This is a genomic window from Streptomyces sp. NPDC003034, assembly GCF_053591375.1.
This window is the reverse complement of the sequence record NZ_JBSFTS010000007.1, coordinates 116,963-139,840: the sequence shown is the minus strand read 5'-3', so window position 1 is coordinate 139,840 and position 22,878 is coordinate 116,963. Positions and strand designations below refer to the sequence as shown.

The window sequence follows — 22,878 nt, the reverse complement described above, 5'->3', positions numbered from 1 at the left end:
GGGGGAACGGCATGACGGTCGTTGTGCATGTGCCGGCGGGCGTGGGAGCCGAGCCGGTCAGTCTCGAACTGGGACCAGGGGAGGCGGTGCGCTTTGGGCGCGGGGCGCCCGGGACACCCGTGGGTGTCGTGCTCGACGACCCGGCGGTGCCCCGGCTGGCCGGCGAGATCCGTGCGAGCGAGGACCACTGGCAGCTGAGCAACTTCAGCGCCACGCGCAGCTATCTGGTCGAGAACCCGGAGGGCGCGGGCGAGTACGTGCGCGTCGCGGCCCGGCGGCTCGGCGCCCCGGTGCCGTTCGAGTTCTCCCGGGTCGTCCTGCCGACGCGCTCCCCGCAGGGACTGTCCTTCCAGGTGTTCGCGCCCTCCCACAGTTACGGCGAGGCCGCCGACCTCGCCCGGCTCGGTGGGGCGGCCACCCTCGTGGCGTACTCGCTGGACGAGTCCGCCACGTACTTCCTGGTCCTGGTGGCCCTGTGCGAGCCCCGGCTGCGCGATCTGCCGGCCGCTGCCGTCCCCACCACGCCGCAGATCACCGCGAGGCTGCGCCCGCACCCCGCTTGCCGGGAACTGACCGAACAGGCCGTGAGCTTCCACATCGACTACCTGGCGCGGAACAAGCTGCGGGTCAAGAGCAAGGAGGACGACCCCGGGCGGCGGCTCGAAGGACGGCGCGAGGCGCTGGTGTCGCTCGCGCTGCGCTTCGGGCTCGTACGCGAGGAGCACCTGGCCCTGCTGCCGCCCCGTTCGGCCGTCGCCGGTCCGGGCACGCCATGAGGCCGGCAGGTCCGACGGAGGTACCCGTCGGCTACCGGGTGGGCGACTGGGAGGTCACCGAACCGATAGCGGAGGGCAGCTGGGGCAGCGTGTACGCGGCCCGCCGCCTCGGGCCGGCCGGGGCGGGACGGCCCGCCGAGGCCGCCCTGAAGTTCCTCTCCACGGCGGGGCTCGCACCGCGCCAGGCGCGGCAGCTGGCCGAGACGGCGCGGCGCGAGGTCGAGTTCAGCCGGGAGGCCTCGCACCCGCATCTGATCCGCGTGTACGAGACGATGGAAGTCCGGGACGGCGCGCATCCCGGACTCGACGGCGCTGTCGTCCTGGTCATGGAGCGGGCCGAGCGCAGCCTGCTCGACCTCCTGCACGACGCCGGAGAACCGACGGCCGGTCCCATGCCCGACGCGGGCACCCTGCTCACGCAGGTGTGCGAGGCCCTGGCCCATCTGCACGCCTCCGGCTGGGTGCACGGCGACCTCAAGCCGGGCAACGTCCTGCTGATGTCCGACGGGTCGGTGCGCCTCGCGGACTTCGGGCTCGCCACCCGGCTCGACGGGACCCACGGCTACGCGCCGCCGATGGGCTCCCCCGACTACCTGCCGCCCGAGCGCAGCACGGAGCCGCTCAGCGAGCGCGGCATCACCATCCGGCCGAGCCTGGACGTCTGGGCCCTGGGGGTGACCGCCCACCAGGTGCTCACCGGTGGACGGCTGCCGTTCCCGGGGGCCACGGCCGCGGCGCGCGCCGCCGCGCTGTACGAGTACGGCGCCGGCCGCGCGGAGCTGCGGCTCAGCCCGGAACTCCCGGACGAGTGGCGCCCGGTCGTCTCGGACTGCCTCACCGTGGAACCGGCGCGCAGGGCCCGCCACACCGTGCACACCCTGCTCCCGCGGATCAGGGCGGCGGCCGCCGGGGACCGGGGTGCCCGCACCCCGAGGTGGCGCCGCAGGCGCGTGCTCCTCGCCTCGGCGGGCGTGGTCACCGCGGCCGCCGGGGCACTCGGTTACGCCTTCTTGTGGCCGCCCCCCTCGAAGCCCACCGCTTCCCCGGGCGTCGTCATCCACGTGTTCAACGTGGAGAAGGGCTGCCTCGGCAACACCGAACGGCCCGCCAACTGCCGCCTGGGGCTGGCCCGTGATCCCTGGCAGCCCTACGTCCCGGACAACGTGGTGGCCCAGCGCGTCTGGCACGGCGACGCCCTGGTCGCCGACTGCGTGGCGTACGGTGCCACCCGCGTCGCGGACGAGAACGGCGTCAGCTCGGCGAACTGGTACCGGGTCAGGGTCTCGGAGAACGGCGGGACGGGCGGGACGGGCGTGAGCGGCGGGAAGACCGCTTACGGCTGGCTCTCGGCGACGCGCACGCAGGACGTGCCGGCCGTCCCGGAATGCAAGAAGCCGGCCCCCGGGACCTCCCCCACCCCAAAAGCGTCGCCTTCCGCCGCCTGATCCGGCACGCCGAGCCGCCGAGCCCGGTCGATGACGGGGAGGCAGGCCACGCGCAGGCGCCGAGGCAGCCGCACGGGACGTAGAGGAGCCCCAGGTGCGGGCGTCACCGGATGCATGGCCGCGCCATCTGCGGGAAGACGCACCCGCAAGGACAGCAGCCGGCCGTCCTCCCCCCGTGGGCACGGCCGCCAGCTGAGCAGCACAAGGCACGTGGGAGGCGCCGTGAACACGCCGGTACGCCCCGACCGGGGCGAGATCTCGCCCCCGCGACGCAGCGACGGCAGGGCCCCGTCGGACCCCTGGCACGACTTCGAGGAGGTACGGGAACAGATGGGGCGGCTCCTGGAGCAGGCGGCCCGGCGGGCGAAACGAGCCGCCGCGAGGGCGGCCCCGGACTTCGCGGACGGGCAGCCGCGGCAGTCGACCGGCTGAGGGACCGGACGACCGGACGAGGGACCGGCCGAGGAAGGAGACGACCGTGGTGCTCGTCGCGGCGGACGTGCTCGGTGCGCCGGGCTGGCTCAGCCCGATGGCAAGTGACCTACGGGCCGCCGAGCGCTTCTACGGGGCGGTCCTGGCCAACGAATGGGGCGCCCGGCAGCAGGTGACCGTACGGGACCCCGAGGGGGCCTGTTCACCCTCGACCAGTCGCCCGACGGCTACACCTGACGGCCACTGACAGGGCGACCTCGCACCGCACATGATGACCAGTTGACTGGTTGACCGGATGACGGAACCGGCCCACCGCCGGCTGAAGCCCCCGGGCCCCGCACCTTTCCGAAAGGGCGCGGGGCCTCTGTCATGCCTGCCGCCCCGCAAACCCTGCGGCGTGTCGGCCAGTTGTCCGGATTTGAGCTCCTTCGTGAGGAGCACAAGGACCTGCCCTTCGGGATGATTCGCCTCGCCTGCGCGTGTAACAGGGTGGTCGCGTAGACGAATCCTCCGAAAGGAACGGCCTCTTCGTGCGCATGAAACCCTTCGCACCCCTGCTCGCCGCCGCCGGCCTCCTCGCGACCACCGTGCCCCTGCTGTCCGCGACACAGGCCTCCGCCGCCCCGGCGGCGGAGTACCTCAAGCAGAAGCCCTCCTGGCAGCGTTGCAGTCCCGACCAGCCGGCCTCGTACGAGTGCGCCACCATCAAGGTCCCGCTCGACTACCGGCGTCCCGAGAGCCGCACGATCGACCTCGCCATATCCCGGATGAAGAGCGAGAACCCGGCGAAACGGCACGGCGCCATGCTGCTCAACCCGGGCGGTCCCGGCGGCTCCGGACTCGATCTGCCGTTGATGATGAACCAGTTGATGCCCAAGGACGTACGCGAGCAGTACGACCTGATCGGCTTCGACCCGCGCGGCGTCGGCGCGAGCACCCCGGTCACCTGCGGACTGACCGACGCCGAACAGCTCACCGAGCGGCCGTACCGGCCGGAGACCTTCCCGTCCGACGTGGCCTGGGCGCGCACCGTCGCGGACAAGTGCCGCGAGAAGTCCGGTGCGGTGCTGCCGCACATCACCACCCGCAATACGGCGCGCGATATGGACGTCATCCGTGCGGTGCTCGGCGAGCGGAAAATCTCGTACGTGGGCTACTCGTACGGGACTTACCTCGGCGCGGTGTACTCGCAGATGTTCCCCGCCCGGACCGACCGCTTCGTGCTCGACAGCGGTGTGGACCCGCAGCGGATCTGGCGGGGCATGTTCCAGGTGTGGGCGACCGAGGCCGAGCCCGCCTTCGCCCGGTGGACGCAGTGGACGGCCGAGCGGTCGGGGGAGTTCCAGCTGGGTGAGACGCCGAAGGCGGTGTCGGACACCTTCTGGGCGCTGGTGGCGCGCGCCGACCGGGAGCCCATCGAGTTCGAGGGCCAGAAATTCACGGGCGATGACATCCGGACCGCGCGGGCGCTGTTCTTCTACCCCGCGCAGGCCGCGCCGGTCATCGTGGCGCTCAAGGCCGCGGCCGAGGGCAAGCCGCAGCCCGCCGGTTCCGCCGTACCGGACGTGAAGAAGCTGCTGGCCGACGTGCGGGCCGACGGCCCGGGCGCCGTACGCCGCGCCGGCCCCGCCGCCGACCCCGCCTCGGACAACGGCACCGCCGCTTTCTGGTCGGTGGTCTGCGGGGACACGGGCGTCTGGCCCCGCTACACCGAGCAGTACGAGCGGGACGCGGTGAAGGACAAGGCCAAGTACCCGCTGTACGGCGACTTCGCGTCCAACGTGAAGCCGTGCGCGTTCTGGCAGCGCCCGGTCGAGGCGGCCACTCCGATGAAGACCCGGGCCGATGTCCTGACCGTGCAGAACGAGTGGGACTCGCAGACCCCGCTCGTCAGCGGCCAGGGCCTGCACCGCGCGCTCAAGGGCTCGCGGATGGTGGTGGCGGCCGGCGGTGAGGGCCACGGCGTGTACCTGATCGACCCCGCCTCCTGCGCCAACGCGCCCGTCAACGCCTACCTGACCACGGGCCGGCTGCCGGACGAGGACGTGACCTGCCAGACGCCGGCCCCGGGTGCGGAACGCCGCGAGTCGCTGACCCCGTCGCAGCCGCTGCCGTTCCCGGCCGGACCCGGGCGGTTCTGACCCGGCGTCCGCGCCGCCCCACCACAGCCTGCGCTTTCCGCGCACCGCTTCGTCCCCGGGGCACCGTCCGCGTCATCACGGGCGGTGCCCCGGCCGTGCCGTCGGCGCGAAGGGGGCTCCGATCCCCTACCGGCTCAGCGGCATCTCGTCCGCGCTGCCCGCCGGGTCGCCGGTCTCAGGGCTCCGGGGCCCGGTCCGGCCGGGCGCCCCGGCTGCGGCTGCGGCTCCGGCCGCCCGCAGCGGGCTCAGCAGTTCCGCCCCGACGATCAGGAGGCAGAAGGCCCCGGCGGCCACGCTGACCTCCGGTACGCCGTGCCGGGCGGCCAGGACTGTCAGCGCGGCCGCGCCCACGGGGCCCGACGCGTTGTGCACGGTCCAGAAGGCGGAGGTGACCCGGCCGAGCAGGTGGTCGGAGTCACCTCCTGGCGCAGGGTCATGGAGCACACCCCGGCCAGGGTGACCGCGAACATGAAAACGGCGGCCAGAGCGGCGATCACCGGCACGTCGCGGCTGACACCGGTCCCCGCCACCGCCACCGCGATCATCCCTACGGAGACCAGCCAGCAGGCGCCGAAGCCGAAGATCCGGCGCAGCGTCCCGGCGGTGAAGGCGGCGATCACGGCGCCGGCCCCGCTCACGGCGATCACGTAGCCGAGGGTGGTGGCGTCCCGGCCGAGGTCGTGCTGGACCCGGTAGATCAGCAGGTCGGTGGCGCCCGTGGTGACGAAGGTCAGGAGGGTGAGCAGCACGGTCAACGGGCGCAGCAGCGGGTGGTGCCACAGGAAGCGGAAGCCCACGACGAACATCTCCCGGAACACCACGGCCACCGTCCCGCCGCCCCCACCCGCCCCGGGCGGTCGTTCCCCCGCCGGGTTCGGATCAGGGGCGATCGGGGCGAACTTCACCCAGCCGAGGCTGGCGGCGGAGACCAGGAAGGTCGCTCCGTCCACCGCCAGCGCCCAGTCCGCGCCCGCCCCGGCCGTGATGACGCCGGCCGCGACCGGCCCGAGCAGGGTCCCGAAGGCGAAGGTGCTCATCAGCCGCCCGTTGGCGGCGGTGAGGTCGCTCGCGGGGACCAGCTGGGGCACGGCCGTCACGTACGCCACGTCGAAGAGCATCTTCAGGACGGCGATGAGGGCGGTCAGCACGTACAGCAGCCAGATCCGCGGACCGCCCGCCCACCAGAGGAGTGGTACGGCCCCGAGGAGCACGGCCCGCGCCAGATCGCAGACGATCATGAGGCGGCGGCGGTCCACCCGGTCCACGACGTATCCGGCGAACATGCCGGTGATGGTGGCGGTGGCCGCCGAGATGACCGTGACGAGGCCCATCTGGACGAGGGACCCGGTGGCGTCCAGGACGAGCAGCGGCAGCGCGAGCAGCGAGATGGACCCGCCGAGGACGGACAGCGCCTGGCCGAGCCAGAAGACGTTGAAGTTGGTGTTCCGCCCCAGCGGGCGGTGGTCCGGCACCCGCTGCTCAGCCCAGCAGGGCGTAGACGGTGGAGGCCGTGGCGGCCGGCTCGTCCGCGCCCTCGGGCGTCATCGTGATGTCCGCGAAAGCCATGCGCTTGCCCAGTTTGGTGACCTGTACGCGGATCAGTACGTCCGCGCCCACCACCGGCCGCTGGAAGCTCGCCGACTGCTGGACGGTGGTCATCGGTCCGTAGCCGCCGCGGGCCGCGCAGACCGCGATGACGGTGGCGGTGTCGGCGGCCGCCATCAGGGCCTGCCCGCAGAGGCCGCCGCCGTCCCGGGCCAGCTCGTCGGACCAGGGCAGCCGCAGCACGGCGTGCCGCTCGCCCGTCTCCTGGACGGTCAGGCCGAGGGCGAGCACCCAGGGGGCGAAGTGGGCGGCGAGGATCTTGTCTGCGTCTGCCGGTGTGAGCGTCACGGGGGAGATTGTGGCGGCCCGGCGCGGGCCGCCACAACTCCTTTGCTCCGTCGGGATCTTCGCCGTTTCAGAGGCCGGCGGCCAGTTCGGTGCCCTGGCGGATGGCCCGCTTGGCGTCGAGTTCGGCTGCCACGTCGGCGCCGCCGATCAGGTGCGCCTCGACGCCGGCGGCGCGCAGCGCCTCGTACAGGTCGCGGCGGGGCTCCTGGCCCGTGCAGAGGACCACCGTGTCGGCGGGCACGAGCCGCTGCTCACCGTCGACGGTGATGTGCAGGCCCTCGTCGTCGATGCGGTCGTACGCGGCCCCGGCGACGGAGACGACACCGCGGTGCTTGAGCTCCGCGCGGTGGATCCAGCCGGTGGTGGTGCCGAGGCCGCCGCCGACCTTGGTGGTCTTGCGCTGGAGCAGGTGGACCTGGCGCGGCGGCGTCGGACGGCTGGGGGCGGTGAGCCCGCCGGGCGCGGCGTACTCGGTGTCCACGCCCCAGTGGCGGAAGTAGACGGCGGGGTCCTGGGAGGCTCCTTCGCCGCTGTCGGTGAGGAACTCGGCGACGTCGAATCCGATGCCGCCGGCGCCGACGACGGCGACGCGCTCGCCGACGGGGGCGCCGTCGCGCAGGACGTCGAGGTAGCTGACGACCTTGGGGTGGTCCACGCCCTCGATGTCGGGGGTGCGGGGGGTGACTCCGGTGGCGACGACGACCTCGTCGTAGCCGCTGAGCATCTCCACGTCGGCGCGGGTGTTCAGGCGGACCTCCACGCCGCTGTCCACGAGCTGGTTGCCGTAGTAGCGGATGGTCTCCTGGAACTCCTCCTTGCCCGGGATGCGGCGGGCGATGTCGAGCTGGCCGCCGATGTGTCCGGAGGCCTCGAAGAGGGTGACGGCGTGACCGCGTCCGGCGGCGGAGACGGCGCAGGCCAGTCCGGCGGGGCCGGCGCCGACGACGGCGACGCGCTTCTTGCGGCGCGTGGGGGACAGGACGAGCTCGGTCTCGTGGCAGGCGCGCGGGTTGACCAGGCAGCTGGTGATCTTGCCGCTGAAGGTGTGGTCGAGGCAGGCCTGGTTGCAGCCGATGCAGGTGTTGATCGTCTCGGAGCGGCCGGCCGCGGCCTTGGCGACGAAGTCGGCGTCGGCCAGGAAGGGGCGGGCCAGCGATACGAGGTCGGCGCGCCCGTCGGCGAGCAGCTCTTCGGCGATCTCGGGGGTGTTGATGCGGTTGCTGGTGACGAGCGGCACGGAGACCGCGCCCATCAGCCGCTTGGTGACCCAGGTGTACGCCGCACGCGGGACGGAGGTGGCGATGGTGGGGATGCGGGCCTCGTGCCAGCCGATGCCGGTGTTGATGATGGTGGCCCCCGCGGCCTCGATCTCCTTGGCGAGGCGGACGACCTCGTCGAGGGTGGAGCCGCCGGGGATCAGGTCGAGCATGGAGAGGCGGTAGACGAGGATGAAGTCCTCGCCGACGGCCGCGCGGGTGCGCCGGACGATCTCCAGCGGGAAGCGCACGCGGTTCTCGTACGCGCCGCCCCAGCGGTCGGTGCGCCGGTTGGTGGCGGCGGCGATGAACTCGTTGATGAGGTAGCCCTCCGAGCCCATGATCTCCACGCCGTCGTAACCGGCCAGCTTGGCGAGGCGGGCGGCGCGGACGAAGTCCTCGATGGTGCGCTCGACCTCGACGTCGGTGAGCTCGTGCGGGACGAAGGGGCTGATGGGTGCCTGGAGGGCGCTGGGGGCGACGAGGTCCTTGTGGTAGGCGTAGCGGCCGAAGTGGAGGATCTGCATCGCGATCTTCCCGCCCTCGGCGTGCACCGCGTCCGTGATCACCCGGTGCTCGGCGGCCTCCTCCTCGGTGGTGAGGCGGGAGCCGCCCTCGAAGGGGCGGCCCTGGTCGTTGGGGGCGATGCCGCCGGTGACGATGAGGCCGGCGCCACCGCGGGCGCGCTCGGCGTAGAAGGCGGCCAGGCGCTCGAAGCCGCCCTCGTGCTCTTCGAGGCCGGTGTGCATCGATCCCATGATCACGCGGTTGGGCAGCGTGGTGAAGCCGAGGTCCAGGGGGCTCAGCAGGTGCGGGTACCGGCTCTGGGAACTCTGCGGGCTCTGCGGACTCATCGGGGGCGGCCTCCTCGCGCGCGGGTGATGAACCTGTTCTAGCGAGGCCTGCCCGGTTTTGCAACTAAGTGCAAAATCAGGCGGGCGGCCCGCCGGGCCAGGAGCCCTTCCCCACCGGTCCGACCCCGTCGGCGCTGTGGCGGACTTCACGCCCCGCGCCGGTCGGCGCCGGCCTCCGGGGAGCCACGGTGACCCTGGGGAAGGGGCCCCGGCCCCGTGACGCGGCGACCCCTGTCCGGCCCGTCCGGCCGTCAGGCGCGGCGGAGGCGGACCGTGACGATCTGGAACGGGCGCAGGGTGAGGGCGGCCGTGCCCGCCGGGGTGGGCGCGGCGACGGCGGCGCCCTCCAAGGGACGCTCCAGCAGGTCGCTCTCGACGGCGGCGGTAAGCGGGAAGCCCGCCGCCAGGGTGGCCGTCGCGCGCCCGCCGCGGGACTCGTAGAGGCGGACGATCACATCACCGCTGCGGTCTTCGGCGAGTTTGACCGCCTCGACGACCACCGCGTCGTTGTCGACGGTGACCAGCGGGGCGACGGGGCCGGCGCCCCGCAGGGTGCGCTCGGGCAGGTTCAGCCCGTGCCCCTCGCGGACCGCGTCCCCGATCCCGGCGCCCGGGGCGAGCGAGAAGCCCAGCGTGTGCGGGCCCTGATCGGTCTCCGGGTCCGGGTAGCGCGGAGCCCGCAGGAGGGAGAGCCGGACCGTGGTGGTCTGCCCGCCGTCGGCCCGCATGTCACGGGTCACGTCGTGCCCGTACGTGGAGTCGTTGAGCAGCGCCACGCCCCAGCCGGGCTCCTCCGCGTGGATCCAGCGGTGCGCGCAGATCTCGAACTTGGCGGCCTCCCACGAGGTGTTGGTGTGGGTGGCCCGGTAGACGTGCCCGAACTGCGTCTCCGACGCCGTCCGTTCGGCCTTGACGTCCAGCGGGAAGGCGGCTTTGAGCAACTTCTCCGTCTCGTGCCAGTCCACGTCCGTGACGATGTCCACCGTCTTCGCATCCGCGCGCAGGGTGACGTGCTGGACGGCCTTCGAGCCGCCGAAGGAGCGCGTCACCCGCACGGTCACGGCCTCCGGGCCGCTCTCGGTGACCTCCATCGCGTCCAGCTGCACCAAGTTCGTGACCTTGTTGCGGTAGAAGGCGTCGATGTCCCAGGCGTCCCACATGTTGGGGAAGTCGGGGTGGATCTGGAGCAGGTTGGCCGCACCGCCCGGTGCGACGGCCTCCCGCCCCGCCTCCAGGTCGTAGGCGGAGACGATCAGCCCACGGCCGTCGAGCGCCACCCGCAGCCGCCCGTTGGCCAGGACGTGCCCGCCGCCGCGCCGCTCCTCCACCGTGACCGGCGGCCCGGCGGCGGCCGGCCGGCCCGCGCCGCCGGCCGGGACGCCGCGCCGGGTGTGCGGGGCGCAGTTGAAGACCAGCTCCTCGGCGCCCTCCCCCGCCAGCGCCCGCTGCGCGGCGGCGGTGATCCCCCGCAGCTCCTCGCGTACCGCGCCGTACGTCTCACGCGCCTCGCGGTGCACCCAGGCGATGGACGAGCCCGGCAGGATGTCGTGGAACTGGTGCAGCAGCACCGTCTTCCAGATCCGCTCCAGAGCCTCGTACGGGTACGCGTACCCCGGCACCCGCACCGCCGCGGTGGCCGCCCACAGCTCCGCCTCGCGCAGCAGCGACTCACTGCGCCGGTTGCCCTGCTTGGTCTTGGCCTGGGAGGTGTAGGTGCCGCGGTGCAGCTCCAGGTAGAGCTCGCCGGCCCAGACGGGCGCGTCCCCGTACTCGGCGTGGGCCTGTTCGAAGAAGGCGTCCGGCCTCTCGATCTCGACCCGCGGGGAGCCCTCCAGGTCCCGCTGGCGCGCTGCCCGGGCGAGCTGTTCGCGCGTGGGCCCGCCACCGCCGTCGCCCCAGCCGAAGGGCACCAGCGAGCGCGAACCCCGGCCCTTCTCACGGTAGTTGCGTGCGGCGTGGGCCAGCTGGGCGCCGCCGAGATCGGAGTTGTAGGTGTCGACGGGCGGAAAGTGCGTGAAGACGCGGGTGCCGTCGATGCCCTCCCACCAGAAGGTGTGGTGGGGGAACTTGTTGACCTGGGACCAGGAGATCTTCTGGGTGAGGAACCACTTGGAGCCGGAGAGCTTGACGATCTGCGGCATCGCGGCGGTGTAGCCGAAGGAGTCGGGCAGCCAGACGTTGCGGGTCTCGATGCCGAACTCGTCCAGGAAGAACTTCTTGCCGTAGAGGAACTGGCGGGCCATCGCCTCGCCGCCCACCATGTTGGTGTCGGACTCCACCCACATGCCGCCGACCGGCACGAACTGCCCGTCGGCCACCTTCTTCTTGATCCGCTCGAAGAGCTCCGGCCGGTAGGTCTTGATCCAGTCGAGCTGCTGGGCCTGCGACATGGCGAAGACGAACTCCGGGTGCTCGTCCATGAGGCTGACCATGTTCGACGTCGTACGGGAGACCTTGCGCACCGTCTCGCGCAGCGGCCACAGCCACGCGGAGTCGATGTGGGCGTGCCCGACCGCGCTGATCCGGTGGGCGGAGGCGTGCGCTGGGGCGGAGAGCACCCCGGCGAGGCAGGCGCGGGCGGCGGCCGCCGTGCCGGGAACGTCACCGAGGTCCACCGCGTCCAGCGCCGCGTCGACCGCGCGCAGGATGTCGTAGCGCCGGGCGTCGCCCCCGTCGAGCTGGATCATCAGCTCGTGGAGCACTTCGAGGTCCTGGACGAGCTCCCAGACCTCGGTCTCGAAGACGGTGAGGTCCATCCGGGCGAGCCGGTAGAGGGGCTGGTCCGCGCTGGTCTGCCGATCGCCCTCGTAGGTGGCCGAGTGGTCGACCAGGACCGGGTTCGACGCGGCCTCGACATACCACTCGACGCGCTCGCCGCCCTCCGCCCGGTCGGCGACACGCACCCAGTCGTTGTACGGGTTCAGCGCCTTGATCGCGCCGCCGTCGGCCCGGTGGACGAGGCCCTCGCACTGGAAGCCGGGCATCATCCGGTCGAAGCCGAGGTCGAGCACGGCCTCCACCGTACGGCCCGCCCACTCGGCCGGCACGGCGCCGGTGACCTTGAACCAGGTGGTGCCCCAGGCGGGCCCCCAGGCGTCGCCGATCGAGCAGGGCTCGTAGACGGCGGCGAGTCCCTCCGCGACGGGGACGGGCTCTCCCGGGGCCTCCCACCGCTCGATGGCCAGTGGAACGGACTGGGAGTGGACGGCGGGCTTGATGCGCTCCTTGAGGACCCGGCGGAGGCGGTGTTCGGTGATGCTGCGGTCATCGTGCATGACGGCTGCTCCAGGAGAGGGGAGGTCGAGAGGGGTACGCGAGGAGGCGGAGGTGGCGGGGTAAGCGTGCGGGCGCGGCTCAGGTCTTGACGGCTCCCTCGCCCACTCCCTTGAAGAAGAAACGCTGGAGGGCGAAGAAGAGCAGCACCATCGGGATGAGCGCGGCCATCGCACCGGCGGCGATGAGCCGCTGGTCGTTGACGGTGGTGGCGCCGGCCAGGGACTTCAGACCCAGTTGGAGGGTGTAGTTGTCGCTGTCGGTGAGAACCAGCAGGGGCCACAGGAAGTCGTCCCAGGCGCCCATGAAACTCGTGATGCAGACGACGGCCAGGGCGCCCTTCGCGGCAGGGAGGAAGACGCGGGTGAAGCGGGTCCACTCGGCCGCGCCGTCCAGGACGGCCGCCTCCTCCACCTCCTTGGGCACGGCGAGGAACGACGCTCGCATGATCATGATGTTGAGGACGGAGACCGCTCCGGGGAGCCAGACCCCGATGAGGGTGTCGACCAGCCCCATCTCGCGGACCGTGAGGAACATCGAGATCATGACGGACTCGAAGGGGAACATCAGGGTCGCCACCAGCACGGTGAAAACGGTCTTGCGGCCCTTCCAGGCGGTCCGGGAGAGGGCGTAGCCGCCCATGGCCGCGAACAGCAGGTTCGAGGTGATCGCGAGCACCGCCACGATCAGGGTGTTGCCGACGTACTGGAGCAGCGGGAAGGACTCCGCGACCCGGACGTAGTTGTCGAGGGTCGGCTGCGAGGGCAGCACTCCGTCGTACACGTTCTCCGTACGGCCCCGGATCGAGGTGAGGAACTGCCAGACGATCGGGCCCAGCATGACGACGAGCATCAGGACCAGGGTGGCGTACCGGGCGGCCAGGCCGATCCGGTAGCGCCTGCGGCCGGCGCCGGTACGCGTGCGGGCGCCGCCGGCATGCGTGCTCGCCGTGCTCCCGGGGGAGGACGGGGTACTCAACTCTCGTCTCCCTTCGAAAGACGCCGGCCCAGCAGGCTGAACACCAGCGTCAGGAGGAACAGCAGGATGGAGATGGCGGAGGCGTAACCGGTCTCACCGGCGAAGCCGAGGCCCGCCTGCCGGATGAGGAAGGGCAGGGTGCGCGCGCCGCCGCCCGGGCCGCCGCTCTCGCCGCCGAGGATGTAGATCTCGGTGAAGACGCGGAGCGCCGAGATGGCCGACAGGGTGCCGACGAGCAGCATCATCGGCTTGACCTGGGGCACGGTGATGCTGAAGAAGCGGCGGGCGGGGCCGGCGCCGTCGATCGCGGCCGCCTCGTAGAGGGAGGCGGGCACGTTCCCGAGGGCCGCCAGGTAGAAGACCATGTAGTAGCCAAGGCCCTTCCACACGGTGACGATCATCGCGGAGACCAGCAGCATGGTGCTGTCCGTCAGGAACGGGATGGGCTCCGAGATGATGCTGAGCTTCTGGAAGACGGTGTTGACGACGCCGTCGCTGCGCAGCACCCACTGCCAGATCAGGCCGACGACCACGGCGGAGGCGATCACCGGGGTGTAGAAGGCGGAGCGGAAGAAACCGATGCCGGGGATCTTGGCCTGTACGAGGACGGCGAGGGCCAGGGGCATGAGGACCAGGCACGGTACGACTACCACGAGGTACAGCACGCTGTTGCCGGTCGCGACCCAGAAATCGGAATCCGCGAAGGCGCGGCGGTAGTTGTCGAAGCCGACGAACGAGCCGCCGCGCAGGATCCGGGAGTCGGTGAAGGAGAGGACCACGGTGTTGACGAAGGGCCAGAGGCTGAACAGCACGACCATCACCAGGCCGGGGGCGAGGAACAGGTAGGGGGTCCACCACGTGCGGTGGCGCAGTCCCGTATCGGCCTCCATGGCCCGCTTCGCCCGCCTGGCCCGCCTGGCCGGCCTCGCACCCCTGACCTGCTCGCCCGGCCCCGCCCGCCCGGCCCACTTCGGCCGCTCCGCCCACTTCGGGCGCTGCGCCCGCCCGGCCCACTCAGCGCGCCGTGCCCGGCCGGCCCGGTGGTCGGCCTGCCGCGCCCCCTCCTCCCGCGCCTCCCTCAAGCCGTCGGCGGTCACTTCTGGACCGCGTGGGCGAGCAGCTTGTTGGCCTCCTCCTCGGCCTTCCGCACCGCCGTCCGGGGATCCTGTTCACCCTTGATGGCCTTCTGCATCTCCCGTACGACGGCGTCGCCCACCTGGTTGGTCCACTGGACGGGAGTGTTGGCGTCGAGTGCGGCGGTCCTCAGCTGCTCGGCGCCGACCGCGCGGGCGACGGTCTCCGCGTCCTTCCCGTCGCCCCGGTCCGCGAAGTACGGGTCGGCGAGGCCGACGGCGTTGGACGGATAGATGGTGGCCTTCTTGGAGAACGCGACCTGGTTGGGCCCGTTGGTGACCCACTTGGCGAACTCCGCCGCCGCGTCCAGGTGCTTGGTGTCCTTCCTGATGCCGAGCGACTGCGCGTAGATGCCGATGTGGCCCAGCTTCCCGGTGACGGCTCCCGCGACCTGGGTGCGGGCGTAGACCTGCGGCGCGTTCTGCTTGATGTCCTTGACGAAGCCCGGGGAACCGGGGCCGAAGACGAGCTTGCTGCCGCCGTAGAGCTGGTTGATGTCGTCGGACTTGAGGAGGGACTCCTTGGGCATGGCGCCCTTGGCGTACAAGCTCTTCATCCGCTCGACCCACTCGACTGCCTGGTCGGTGTCGAAGGTGAACCGGTCCCGTTTCTCGTTCAGGATCGGGATGCCCATCTTCTGCCAGTCCCCGGGCAGTCTGCCCTTGGGGTCGGCCATGAAGGCCGAGTACTGGCCGCCGGACGTGGCGGCTATCTGCTCGGCGTAGTCGAAGAACTGCTCGACGCTCGTCGGCGGCTTGGCCGGATCCAGACCGGCCTTCTCGAAGAGATCCTTGTTGTAGGTGAGGATCTCCGGGGTCACGTACCAGGGATACGCGTACACGCCGTCGCCCTTGCCCGGGAGCCTGAACTGCTCCCAGGCGCCGGGCACGTACTCCTTGGCCACGGCCCCGTCCAGCTTGGCCACGTCGGCGAGCATGCCCCGGTCGCCGAGAAGCTGGAAGGAGTCGGTGGAGAGGTTGACGACGTCGGGGAGGGCGCCCGCCTGGGCGTCGGCGACGAGTTTCTCGTTGTAGCCGTCGCCCGGAATGTCCTCCCATTTCACCTTGACTTCCGGATACTTCTGCTCGAAGGCGTCGATGACCCCCTGCACATAAGCCGTGAAGGTGGGCTTCAGCTGAAGCGTGCGAAAGGTGATGTCTCCGGTCACGCGGCCCGTCCTCTCCGCCTCCTCCACATCCCCGGCACCGCCGCTCATCCCGCAGGCCGAGACGGACAGGACGGTGCCGGCCGCCAGCGCGGTGACGGCAATACGGGTCAGGTTCCAACGAGTCATCGTGGCCGCCTCTGCAGAAGTCCGGCCTCATTGCCGGAGGGCGGTGACCACGGTCGCCCGTGAGGCAGATCACGTCAATGAGCCGAAGTTCCCATTGGCTGGTGGGGCATCGGTCCCGAATGCCGCAATTGGGCTGCCGACTGGCATAGATGGCCTCGCACTCCCCCAACTGAGCTGGACTGATGCGCTTTAGTAGAAAGCCGGTCGCCGGTGGTATCGATTCAACAACGAAGCCGGTCCGGCGTCAGGGGATTGACTTCTTATCGACGGTGGGCGAAGACCCGCACTAATGCGCTTTACCGGATGTCTCGCCAAATGGCGTCGAACCTCTTGCCCTTGGCTCTCCGCCACGCGGCAGCCGCCCCGGTCGGCGACGGCCATTCAAGATCATTGGACCGGTTCGCGCGAGGGTCCGGGCCGGCGCCCGACCGAGCGAATTGGACAGCGGCCGACGTTGCGAACACGATGATGACTTGCAAGATCGCGGCAGCACGGAGGCCGACCGCTCAGAGCCATGCGCCTCCACTCCGCGTCGTCCCGCTTCGTCCCCGGTTCATCCCTGGAGAGATTTCGCCATGAGCTTCGGCGATCCGAACAACCCGTACAGCCAGCAGCCCCCGCAGGGCCAGCCCGGCTACCCGCAGCAGGCGCCGCAGGGCGTGCCCCCGCAGTACGGCTACCCGCAGCAGGCCCCGCCGCCGTACGGCGCGTACCCGCCGGCCGGCATACCGGGCATGCCCGGTATGCCCGGTGCCGGCATGCCGCCACTGGCCCACTGGGGCCACCGCGTGGGCGCGTACCTGCTGGACGCCCTGATCATCGTCGGTCCGATGTACGCGCTGGGCCTCATCGACCTCGCCACCAGCGACAATCCGGAAGAGCCCGGGTTCCTCTTCGTCATCGGCGTGGTGTACGCCTTCGCGATGGGCTTCTTCCAGCTCTACAAGGAGGGCAAGACCGGCCAGTCCACCGGCAAGAAGGTCGTCGGCATCAGCCTGCGCCGGGAGGCCGACGGCAGCCCGCTCGGCTTCGGCATGGCGCTGGTGCGCAAGCTCGCCCACGTCCTCGACGGTCTGCCGTGCTACATCGGCTGGCTGTGGCCGCTGTGGGACGAGAAGAAGCAGACCTTCGCCGACAAGGTGTGCAGCACCGTCGTCATCAAGGTCGACAAGGGCTGATACACCGCCCCGGTCCCGACCCGCCACCTCGTCGCATCACCCGCCGGGGCGCCAGCCGCCGTGGCTCCGCATCCGGAGGATGCCGGTGACGAGGCCGGAACGTGTCGCCGGTGGGGTCCTCGCGTGTGCGGGCGAGGACCTCGTCGGCGCCGGTCGAGCCTGGGCCCGGTCCCGGTCGAGGGTCCTCAGGTCCGGGGCGTCATCAGGTCAGCGGGGTCCGTGTTGGCCCCGCAGAGGACGACGGCGACCCGCGCTCCCAGCGGCTCGGCCGCACTGCGCAGCGCGGCCAGGGCGGTGGCGGCGCCCGGCTCGACCACGATCCGGTGCTCCTCCCACAGGGCGCGGCGGGCTGCCGTGATCGCCGCGTCGGGGACGAGGACGGAGCGCACGTGCTTCTCCCGCGCGGCGGCCAGCGCGTCGGCCGAGACCCGGGTGGCCCCGAGCGAATCGGCGGCGACCGAGTCCACGGTGACGTCCACGGGACGCCCGGCCTCCAGGGCCGCGTTCAAGGCGCGGCAGTGCTCCGGCTCGGCGGCGATCACCGATACGCCGTACTCCCGTGCGGCGGTGGCGATCCCGGCGAACAGCCCGCCGCCGCCGACGGCGACGATCACGGCGTCCAGCCCGGGCAGCGCGGCCCGGATCTCCTCCAGCAGGGTCCCCGCACCCGCGGCGATGAGCGGATGGTCGTAGGCGTGGCTGCTGAGGGCCCCGCTGCCGGCCGCGAACTCCTCGCAGGCGGCCAGGGCTTCGGCGTAGCGCTCGCCGACGAGCCGCACCTCGGCCCCGTATCCCCTCAGTCGTTCCACCTTCACGCGCGGGGCGGTGGCGGGCAGGAACACGGTCGCCAGCACGGACTGCGCGCGGGCCGCCCAGGCGCAGGCGAGCCCGGCGTTGCCACCGGAGGCGATGGTGACACCGGCGGCCGGGAGGGTGCCCGCCTCGTGGTGCGCGGCGAGGAAGTTGCGGGCGCCGCGCGCCTTGAAGGAGCCGGTGTGCTGGAGGTATTCCAGCGCGTACCAGACGCCCTCGGCGGCGGGCGCCAGGGTGACGGGCCGTATCGCGCCGGCGATCCGGTCGGCGGCCGCGCGCACCGCGGCCTGGTCGAGTTGCTGTTCCATGGTGGGACTGCCTTTCAGACGGCGGGCCGGGCGGCCTCGATCAGCTGGCGCAGGGCCCCGTAGTACACCTCGTGGTCGGTCAGGGCGGGCAGTACGTCGGCCAGTGCGCCGCCGAGCACGGGAAAGCGCTCCGGATCGAGCGCGGCCAGGGCCGCCCGCGAGGCGGCGGTGGCCCCGGCCGGATCGCGGTGGTCGACGAAGGCGGCGCTGCCGAGGGTGAGCAGGTACATCCGGCGGTAGGCGGTCATGGCCTCGGCGGCGGTCATCCCCGCGGCAACGCTGTCGGCGAGCGCGGGCTCCACGAGCCGGGCGAGCAGCTGCCGGCCGAGCCAGGGCCGGCCGCCGCGCAGGATCAGCAGCCCGGGGTGGGCGGTGAGCACCCGGTAGAGAGAGGTGAACCGCCGCTCGGTGGCCTCGGCCCAGTCGGTCCCGGCGGGTATCTCGGGCAGTTGCGCGGCCAGGTGCTCGGTGCACAGGTCCAGCAGGCCGGCGAGATCGTGGCAGCGGCGCTGGACGGTCGCGTGGGAGACGTCGAGCCGTTCGGCGAGGGCGCGGAAGCTGAGCGCGCCGGGCCCCTCGTCGTCAAGGATCCGCAGGGCGGCGACGGCGATCGCCTCGGGCGTCGCGCGGTTGAGCGCGGCTGATCTTCGGGGCATGTGATACACCGTATCATACGGCGTATCACATGTCGCACGTACGGCGGATGACCTCTTTCGTGTGACCCGACTGCGGCCATCCTGCTGGTCATTGGGTGACAACCGGCGACTTGCGTTGACAGCGTGTAGTCACCTCGCTGCACTGGGGCACGATCCCTCCGGTATGCCCGCCCCCACGTCAAGGAGACTCCGTGCCGCTTCGCCTGCGTGCGTCGCTCCCCTGCCTGACCGCGGCCGCCTTGCTCGCCCTCTCGCTCTCCCCCGCCGCGCCGGCGGCGGCGGATCCCACCGCGACCTCGGACACACCGCTCGCGCTCACCCCGCCCATGGGCTGGAACAACTGGGCGCACTTCATGTGCGACATCGACGAGGCCAAGGTCGTCGCGAACGCCGACGCGCTCGTCTCCACCGGGCTCGCCGCCAAGGGCTACGACACGGTGACCGTGGACGACTGCTGGATGACCAGGAGCCGCGACGCGCAGGGCGCCCTGGTGGTCGACACGGAGAAGTTCCCCCACGGCATGGCCTGGCTCGGGGAATACCTGCACGCCAAGGGTCTGAAGTTCGGCATCTACCAGGACGCCGGCCATCTCACCTGCGAGCGCTACCCCGGCAGCGGCGCCCCCGAAGGCGGCGGCCCGGACCACTACGCCCAGGACGCGCGGCAGTTCGCCTCCTGGAAGGTCGACTACGTCAAGATGGACGGCTGCAACCTGTGGGTGCCGGAGGGCAAGACGAAGGAGCAGGCGTACCGGGACGCGTACACCGCCGTCGCCAGGGCGCTGCGCGAGAGCGGGCGTGACATGGTGCTGTCCGCCTCGGCGCCGGCCTACTTCCAGTACGGCGAGTGGGGCAGCCCGGACTGGCACAAGGTGCTCGGCTGGGTCGGCGAGACCGGACAGCTGTGGCGCGAGGGCCGGGACATCAAGGTCTACCAACCGGCCGCGCCCGCCACCTCGCGCTGGGGCTCGGTGATGGGCAACTACGGCTACAACCGCTGGCTCGGCCGGTACGCGGGGCCCGGCAACTGGAACGACCCCGACTTCCTCATCGCGGGCGCCCCGGGGCTGACCGCCGCCGAGAGCCGCAGCCAGGTCGCCCTGTGGGCCATGATGGCGGCTCCGTTCATCCTCTCCTCCGAGGTGTCCGCGCTCACCCCGGCCGGGCTCGACGCCCTCGGCAACACCGATCTGATCGAGCTGGACCAGGACCCGTTGGGCCGTCAGGGCGCGGTGGTCTCCTCCAACGCCACCTTCGAGATCCTGGCCCGGCCGCTCGCCAACGGCGACCGGGCGGTGGCCGTGCTCAACCGCTCGGACCGGACCCGGGACATCTCCGTACCGCTCGACGAGATCGGCCTGCCCTCCTGCACCGTCAGCGCGAAAGACCTCTGGAGCGGCGAACCGCGCACCATCTCCAGCCGGTTGACCGGGCGACTCGCCGCCCACGACACGGCGGTCTGGCGGCTCACCCCGCAGGGCTGCGCCGAAGCCGTGCCCACCGGACAGATCACCGGTAACGGCGTCCAGTGCGCCGACGGCGCCAACACCACGGGCGTCGGCGCGGTGGTGATGTCGCCGTGCACCGGAGCTCCCGACCAGCGCTGGATCCTCGGCCAGGACGCGAGCCTGCGCCTGGCCGGTCAGTGCCTGACGGCGAGCGGGGACGGCCGGGTGGAGCTGGCGGACTGCGCACCCACGCCCGCACCGCAGGGGCAGAGCTGGACACACCGGCGCGACGGCGCCCTGATCGAGAAGGCGAGCGGGCTGTGCCTGACGGCGCCCGCGGCGGCCGCGGCCCCCGACGCACCGGCCGAGCGGCTGCGGCTGATCACCTGCGGCGACCACCGGGTCGACCAGGCCTGGTCCCTTCCGGTCTGACGGCGAACGGATGACGAACTCGATGCCGAGCGGCAGCCGCCGGCCACTGCGCCCCGCACTGCGCCCCACACCCCCATGGCCGTTCCCCCGATTCCGGCCCCGGCCACTGCCGCGCCCGCTCGCTCTCGCGGCTCTGCCCGCCGCACTGCTGACCCTGGTCTGCGCCGGTTCCGCGCCCGGCGCGACCGCCCCGGCGTCGGGCTCCCCCGCGCGGGCCGACGTACGCCACACCGACGTGCGGCAGGACGGCGCACGACCGGACGACGCACAAGGCGCACAAGGCGCACAACCGGACCGCGCACAACCGCAGCACGTACGGGCAGCCGCGGCCCGCACCCGCACCTTCGACACCGCGCCCGCGCGGGCCTCCCTGAAGCGGTTGCTGCCCGTGCACGCCGGGCAGTTCACCCTCGTGGCCGATGCGGCCGCCGCAGCCGACACCTTCACCGTCTCCGGTACGGCGGGCGCCATCACCGTGCGCGGGAGCACCGGCGCCACCCTGCTCACGGGCGTCGGCTGGTACCTCCAGCACATCGCCGGGGCCGACATCGGCTGGCCCGGCGACAGCATCGGGATGCTCCCGGACGAGCTGCCGGGCGTCCCGGCCCCGGTCACCCGCAGCGCGCTGGTCCCGCACCGGTACGCGCTGAACGACACCGACGACGGATACTCCGGCCCCTACCGCTCCTTCGAGGAGCACCAGCGGCAGATCGACCTGCTCGCCCTGCACGGGGTCAACGAGGTGTTCGTGCAGGTCGGGGCCGAGTACCCGTACTACCGCGCACTCCAGGGCTTCGGCTACTCCGCCGAGGAGCTGCGGAAGTGGATCCCCGCCCCCGCCCACCAGAGCTGGTGGCTGCTGCAGAACCTGAGCGGCTTCGGCGGCCCGGTCTCCGAGCGGCTGATGCGGGAGCGGGCCGCGCTCGGCGGGCGGATCGCCGAGCAACTGCGCGGCCTCGGCATGACCCCGGTGCTGCCCGGCTACTTCGGCACCGTGCCGCCGCAGTTCGTCGCGCGCAACCCGGGGGCGAAGACGGTGCCCCAGGGCGAGTGGGCGGGCTTTGAGCGGCCGGACTGGCTGGACCCGGCCTCACCGGTGTTCGGAAAGCTGGCCGCCGCCTACTACGCGGAGCAGCGCGCGGTGTTCGGAGACAGCACGATGTACCGGATGAGTCCGCTGCACGAGGGCGGCCAGACCGGCACGGTCGACGTCAGCTCGGCCGCCGGGGCCATCCAGAAGGCGCTGCACGCCGCCCACCCCGGCGCACTGTGGGCCGTACTGGGCTGGCAGGACGATCCGACGAAGGAACTGCTCGCCGGGGTGGACACCTCGAAGCTGCTGATCCTGGACGGGCTGTCCGACCGGTACAACCGGCTCGACCGCGAGGCCCGCTGGGGCGGCGCCCCGTACGCCATGGGGACCATCTACAACTTCGGCGGGCACACCACGATCGGCGCGAACACCTCCGTGTGGCTCGACCGCTTCGGGGCCTGGCGCGCCAAGAACGGCAGCGCGCTGAGGGGCATCGCCTACCTGCCGGAGGCCACCGGGACCAATCCGGCGGCCTTCGACCTCTTCACCGACCTGGCGTGGCAGCCCGGGCCGGTCGACCAGCGGACATGGTTCGCCGATTTCGCGGCGCGCCGCTACGGCAAACCCGACGCCCAGGCCGCCGCAGCCTGGGAGGAGCTGCGCAAGGGGCCGTACAGCACCTCCTCGGGGCTGTGGTCGGAGTCGCAGGACAGCCTCTTCACCGCCCGGCCGAGCCTGACCGCGGCAGGGGCGGCGTACTGGAGTCCGAAGTCCATGCGCTATCCGGCCGCGTCCGTGCGCCGGGCCCTGGACCACCTGCTCCAGGTGGATCCGGCGCTGCGCGGCTCCAGTGCCTACCGCTTCGACCTGGTGGACACGGCCCGGCAGGCCCTCGCCAACCACGCGCGGGTCCTGCTGCCCAAGATCAAGGCGGCGTACGAGGCGAAGGACCTCGCCCACTTCCGCGAGCTGACCGCCGAATGGCGGCGTGCGCAAGGGCACTTGGAAGCGCTCACCAGCTCCGATCCGAACTTCCTGCTGGGCAAGTGGCTGGGCGCGGCCCGGTCCTGGGGCGCCGACGAGGCCGAGCGGGACCGGTACGAGTACGACGCCCGCTCGATCCTGAGCGTGTGGGGCCGGCGCAGCACGAGCGAGGGCGGTTTCCTGCACGACTACGCGAACCGCGAATGGGGCGGGCTGGTCGCGGAGTTGTACGGCCGGCGGTGGAACGCCTACTTCACTTCGCTGGAAGAGGCACTGGTGGGTGCGACCGCGCCGCGGGCGATCGACTGGTACGCCTTCGAGGAGGAGTGGGCGCGGCGGACCACGCGGCACCGGGAGGAGCCGACCGGGGATCCGTACGCACTGGCCGCCGGGACCGCCGCGTTCCTGCCCTCGGCGGCCGCCTCCGGCTGATGTAACACCACGAGGGAGCTGACGATCACTTCATACGGTGATGTCACCCTCCCGTGGGAATCTCGGTACCCGTGCGAGGGAGAAGTCACCTGAACGGCGCCCCGCGCGGGGCGGACGG

18 protein-coding genes are annotated in these 22,878 nt (G+C 72.0%); 8 read left to right on the top strand and 10 right to left on the bottom strand.

The annotated features are described in order from the left end of the window. Positions 1–11 precede the first annotated feature (11 nt). From ACWDX7_RS11075 to ACWDX7_RS11055, 5 genes are all read left to right on the top strand, one after another. On the top strand, positions 12–776 hold the full coding sequence (locus ACWDX7_RS11075; protein WP_451490169.1) for a serine/threonine protein kinase: 765 nt from the start codon (positions 12–14) through the stop codon (positions 774–776). Then, positions 773–2,221 (top strand): serine/threonine-protein kinase, encoded by a 1,449-nt coding sequence (locus tag ACWDX7_RS11070; protein ID WP_451490168.1) that lies wholly within the window; start codon positions 773–775, stop codon positions 2,219–2,221. Before ACWDX7_RS11075 ends, ACWDX7_RS11070 begins: the two co-directional genes overlap by 4 nt. A 222-nt stretch (positions 2,222–2,443) precedes the next feature. Continuing rightward, the gene (locus tag ACWDX7_RS11065) at positions 2,444–2,653 is read left to right on the top strand and encodes a hypothetical protein (protein WP_451490167.1); all 210 of its coding nucleotides are present in this window, start codon (positions 2,444–2,446) and stop codon (positions 2,651–2,653) included. Positions 2,654–2,699: 46 nt separating this feature from the next. Continuing rightward, on the top strand, positions 2,700–2,900 hold the full coding sequence (locus tag ACWDX7_RS11060; RefSeq protein WP_451490166.1) for a hypothetical protein: 201 nt from the start codon (positions 2,700–2,702) through the stop codon (positions 2,898–2,900). A 289-nt stretch (positions 2,901–3,189) separates the two neighbouring features. Beyond that, the gene (locus ACWDX7_RS11055) at positions 3,190–4,794 is read left to right on the top strand and encodes an alpha/beta hydrolase (RefSeq protein ID WP_451490229.1); all 1,605 of its coding nucleotides are present in this window, start codon (positions 3,190–3,192) and stop codon (positions 4,792–4,794) included. 126 nt (positions 4,795–4,920) lie between these two features. Here the strand turns inward: ACWDX7_RS11055 and ACWDX7_RS11050 are convergent, their stop codons facing one another. The 8 genes from ACWDX7_RS11050 to ACWDX7_RS11015 form a co-directional block, all read right to left on the bottom strand. Next, a complete protein-coding gene (locus tag ACWDX7_RS11050) occupies positions 4,921–5,166 on the bottom strand; it encodes a hypothetical protein (RefSeq protein ID WP_451490165.1) in 246 nt (81 codons plus the stop codon). Continuing rightward, on the bottom strand, positions 5,127–6,266 hold the full coding sequence (locus ACWDX7_RS11045) for an MFS transporter (RefSeq protein WP_451490164.1): 1,140 nt from the start codon (positions 6,264–6,266) through the stop codon (positions 5,127–5,129). Before ACWDX7_RS11045 ends, ACWDX7_RS11050 begins: the two co-directional genes overlap by 40 nt. A 7-nt stretch (positions 6,267–6,273) precedes the next feature. Next, complete coding sequence (locus ACWDX7_RS11040; RefSeq protein WP_451490163.1) at positions 6,274–6,687, bottom strand: PaaI family thioesterase; 414 nt, start codon at positions 6,685–6,687, stop codon at positions 6,274–6,276. Between the two features lie 67 nt (positions 6,688–6,754). Then, positions 6,755–8,797: an oxidoreductase gene (locus tag ACWDX7_RS11035; protein WP_451490162.1), complete on the bottom strand. Its 2,043-nt coding sequence runs from the start codon at positions 8,795–8,797 to the stop codon at positions 6,755–6,757. Between the two features lie 251 nt (positions 8,798–9,048). Next, complete coding sequence (locus ACWDX7_RS11030; RefSeq protein ID WP_451490161.1) at positions 9,049–12,072, bottom strand: alpha-mannosidase; 3,024 nt, start codon at positions 12,070–12,072, stop codon at positions 9,049–9,051. A 79-nt stretch (positions 12,073–12,151) separates the two neighbouring features. Further along, on the bottom strand, positions 12,152–13,048 hold the full coding sequence (locus ACWDX7_RS11025; RefSeq protein WP_451490160.1) for a carbohydrate ABC transporter permease: 897 nt from the start codon (positions 13,046–13,048) through the stop codon (positions 12,152–12,154). Then, positions 13,045–13,938, bottom strand: a complete 894-nt coding sequence (locus ACWDX7_RS11020; protein WP_451490159.1) for a carbohydrate ABC transporter permease — start codon at positions 13,936–13,938, stop codon at positions 13,045–13,047. The genes ACWDX7_RS11025 and ACWDX7_RS11020 overlap by 4 nt, the downstream gene beginning before the upstream one ends. A gap of 203 nt (positions 13,939–14,141) precedes the next feature. Continuing rightward, positions 14,142–15,476, bottom strand: coding sequence for an ABC transporter substrate-binding protein (locus tag ACWDX7_RS11015; RefSeq protein WP_451490158.1), 1,335 nt, complete (start codon positions 15,474–15,476; stop codon positions 14,142–14,144). Between the two features lie 575 nt (positions 15,477–16,051). Here ACWDX7_RS11015 and ACWDX7_RS11010 point away from each other — a divergent pair. Continuing rightward, positions 16,052–16,654 carry an RDD family protein gene (locus tag ACWDX7_RS11010; RefSeq protein WP_451490157.1) on the top strand — a complete coding sequence of 201 codons (603 nt, stop codon included), beginning with the start codon at positions 16,052–16,054 and terminating at the stop codon, positions 16,652–16,654. A 185-nt stretch (positions 16,655–16,839) separates the two neighbouring features. Here ACWDX7_RS11010 and ACWDX7_RS11005 read toward each other — a convergent pair whose 3' ends face one another. Together ACWDX7_RS11005 and ACWDX7_RS11000 are read right to left on the bottom strand one after the other, a co-directional pair. Next, a complete protein-coding gene (locus ACWDX7_RS11005; protein ID WP_451490156.1) occupies positions 16,840–17,775 on the bottom strand; it encodes a serine/threonine dehydratase in 936 nt (311 codons plus the stop codon). A gap of 14 nt (positions 17,776–17,789) precedes the next feature. After that, the gene (locus ACWDX7_RS11000; RefSeq protein ID WP_451490155.1) at positions 17,790–18,431 is read right to left on the bottom strand and encodes a TetR/AcrR family transcriptional regulator; all 642 of its coding nucleotides are present in this window, start codon (positions 18,429–18,431) and stop codon (positions 17,790–17,792) included. Between the two features lie 191 nt (positions 18,432–18,622). Between ACWDX7_RS11000 and ACWDX7_RS10995 the strand changes: the two genes are divergently transcribed. Together ACWDX7_RS10995 and ACWDX7_RS10990 are read left to right on the top strand one after the other, a co-directional pair. After that, on the top strand, positions 18,623–20,311 hold the full coding sequence (locus tag ACWDX7_RS10995; protein WP_451490154.1) for a ricin-type beta-trefoil lectin domain protein: 1,689 nt from the start codon (positions 18,623–18,625) through the stop codon (positions 20,309–20,311). A 10-nt stretch (positions 20,312–20,321) separates the two neighbouring features. Continuing rightward, positions 20,322–22,760, top strand: coding sequence for an alpha-N-acetylglucosaminidase (locus tag ACWDX7_RS10990; RefSeq protein ID WP_451490153.1), 2,439 nt, complete (start codon positions 20,322–20,324; stop codon positions 22,758–22,760). Positions 22,761–22,878: the final 118 nt, after the last annotated feature.

Bases quoted from the DNA above. Each gene is read 5' to 3' on its own strand.
- ACWDX7_RS11075 (WP_451490169.1), top strand. From the start codon at position 12: ATGACGGTCGTTGTGCATGTGCCGGCGGGCGTGGGAGCCGAGCCGGTC.
- ACWDX7_RS11070 (WP_451490168.1), top strand. From the start codon at position 773: ATGAGGCCGGCAGGTCCGACGGAGGTACCCGTCGGCTACCGGGTGGGC.
- ACWDX7_RS11055 (WP_451490229.1), top strand. From the start codon at position 3,190: ATGAAACCCTTCGCACCCCTGCTCGCCGCCGCCGGCCTCCTCGCGACC.
- ACWDX7_RS11035 (WP_451490162.1), bottom strand. From the start codon at position 8,797: ATGAGTCCGCAGAGCCCGCAGAGTTCCCAGAGCCGGTACCCGCACCTG.
- ACWDX7_RS11030 (WP_451490161.1), bottom strand. From the start codon at position 12,072: ATGCACGATGACCGCAGCATCACCGAACACCGCCTCCGCCGGGTCCTC.
- ACWDX7_RS11020 (WP_451490159.1), bottom strand. From the start codon at position 13,938: ATGGAGGCCGATACGGGACTGCGCCACCGCACGTGGTGGACCCCCTAC.
- ACWDX7_RS11015 (WP_451490158.1), bottom strand. From the start codon at position 15,476: ATGACTCGTTGGAACCTGACCCGTATTGCCGTCACCGCGCTGGCGGCC.
- ACWDX7_RS11010 (WP_451490157.1), top strand. From the start codon at position 16,052: ATGAGCTTCGGCGATCCGAACAACCCGTACAGCCAGCAGCCCCCGCAG.
- ACWDX7_RS11005 (WP_451490156.1), bottom strand. From the start codon at position 17,775: ATGGAACAGCAACTCGACCAGGCCGCGGTGCGCGCGGCCGCCGACCGG.
- ACWDX7_RS11000 (WP_451490155.1), bottom strand. From the start codon at position 18,431: ATGCCCCGAAGATCAGCCGCGCTCAACCGCGCGACGCCCGAGGCGATC.
- ACWDX7_RS10990 (WP_451490153.1), top strand. From the start codon at position 20,322: ATGACGAACTCGATGCCGAGCGGCAGCCGCCGGCCACTGCGCCCCGCA.